General features: G+C 52.3%; 2 protein-coding genes. Both read left to right on the top strand.

The window, feature by feature from the left end; all coding sequences use genetic code 11:
• The first annotated feature begins 344 nt into the window (after positions 1-344).
• Positions 345-599: a hypothetical protein gene (locus tag A3A5_RS44115; protein WP_198293157.1), complete on the top strand. Its 255-nt coding sequence runs from the start codon at positions 345-347 to the stop codon at positions 597-599.
• A gap of 276 nt (positions 600-875) precedes the next feature.
• Positions 876-1,622, top strand: a complete 747-nt coding sequence (locus A3A5_RS41890; protein ID WP_198293156.1) for a radical SAM/SPASM domain-containing protein — start codon at positions 876-878, stop codon at positions 1,620-1,622.
• The last annotated feature ends 239 nt before the right edge of the window (positions 1,623-1,861 follow it).

The following is a 1,861-nucleotide window of genomic DNA, read 5'->3' as shown; positions in this document are numbered from 1 at the left end:
ACTGGCAAGCCGTCAAATCTGCTGTTGGTTGACAAAAAAAATCGGCATCACACTGGCAACGCTGCGCGCTGACGCTTTGTTCAGCGATTCCCTATGTCTTGAGCCCAACAGTTTCGTCTCAAATCCGACCCAAACCAAACATCAAAGAATCCAGTCGAATGACACTTGACAGGCGGCTTGCACGATCGTGCCCTGTCGGGTCCGAGCGCTACCCTGGGCAATGAAGCGTTGCGCTCGAGTCACCCAAGCGCGTCAGGACAATCTATTCTCAGGTTCGGTCAACCGCTCTCTCATCCGGTGAAATATATTTGACGCGGGGCGAACTTACGGAGTTTCGACCAGCAATGGGCAACGAGTTTTCGGGAATATGGGAGGAGGAACTTGGAAGTCTCGATCTTGCTGATTCGGCCGCGGGATTGCTCGCCAAGGGATTGCTCAAGCCACTTGCAGCGGCGCATACAGCGAGTATTCCCGGCCTTCGATCGTGGGAAATCTGCATGAGTTTGTGTTGGCGGATCTTCCTTAACGGCACGCAACTTGCGTCAAGGCAACTGCCTTCAGTGATTTCCGTCACGGCGGATGTTCGCGGTGACAGGTAGTGTACCGATCATTGAAGAACATCGTCATCGAATACTAGCTCCCCTAAGCAAACCGTCATCAAGGATACATGCGACGCCCCGCGTCAGGGATACCTTCGTTCCGCATAGTTGGGAGATACAGATATGGCCGAAACAAACACGATAGGCTTTCAGGATTTACGCTCGATTATCCCTGGGGGTAGGGTCCTGGAAATAACCACCACGACGGACTGCATCGTCAGATGTTCATATTGCCCGCAGGACAAATTTATCAGCAGGCAAAGAGCAGTCTCTCATATGAAGCATCTATGTCTTGAAGATTTCAAGCAATGTGTCGCGCGCGTACCGACAGCCGTTGACATCAGTTTTGCCGGCTACTCGGAGCCGTGGCTCAATCCAGATTGCACTGAAATGGTCGAGCATGCTTACATGCGCGGCCATGGAGTTCGGATTTTCACGACACTCGTAGGAATGAGCAGGTGCGATCTAGGACGATTGCGGGCACTGCGCTTTAGAGCATTTGTGGTTCATGTTTTCGACGACGGCGTATACATGAATAGCCGCCTTGTTAGTGGAAAATATCTCGACTTGATCCGCCAACTAGTCAACTCAGATATTCCTTCGATTCGATTCGTAGTGTTGGGGGAGCTCCATCCCGATATCGCCGGGATAATTCCTGCAGCAGCGCTATACCATACGCTGCCGCTGAGCAGCAGAGGTGGAAGCGTCGATCCTAAGATCGTCGAACCGCGAAAATCCGTCGTCGGAGCACTTGCATGTGCCGAAGAACGACAGTATCGGAATGTTCTTCTTCCGAACGGCGATGTGACTCTCTGCTGCATGGATTTTGAGCGCCGTCATGTTTTGGGGAACCTCCTGCACGACGAATATAATGATCTCTTCGAAGGGCCAGTTTTCAGGGACATCCAAGATCGCATGCAAGGAATGGATGGTTTCTTACTTTGTAGGATGTGTGAATTTGCCGAGCCAAAAAACGTCAGCGCAGCCGCTGCCCACCATTTCTGGAAAATCGCCGTGCAATGACACATTTCTTTATACTGAACGCGTGCTGCTCACGCCCGAAGCGCCGCGAAGTTCAGCAATCAAGCCCAGGTACCTCATTGGTATAAGCATCCGACGTCGAAAGGGCGATGGCCGGAAATTCGTGCCTCTGCCTCCCGACCGGTTAGTCCACCTCATTACACACAACTCCTGGCGGCTGGTGCGCCGCAGAAAGTCGTTTACGGTCAATGACATAGCGGGTGGGGTTGTAAACTCTTTCG

It is taken from the genome of Cupriavidus sp. UYPR2.512 (assembly GCF_000379565.1).
In the GTDB taxonomy this organism is placed as follows: Bacteria; Pseudomonadota; Gammaproteobacteria; order Burkholderiales; family Burkholderiaceae; genus Cupriavidus.
The sequence above is the reverse complement of the archived record's forward strand: the minus strand, read 5'-3'. Positions and strand labels throughout refer to the sequence as shown.

What these genes read in the sequence shown, in the direction of transcription:
- A3A5_RS44115 (WP_198293157.1), top strand. Translation starts at nt 345, where the DNA reads ATGGGCAACGAGTTTTCGGGAATATGGGAGGAGGAACTTGGAAGTCTC.
- A3A5_RS41890 (WP_198293156.1), top strand. Translation starts at nt 876, where the DNA reads ATGAAGCATCTATGTCTTGAAGATTTCAAGCAATGTGTCGCGCGCGTA.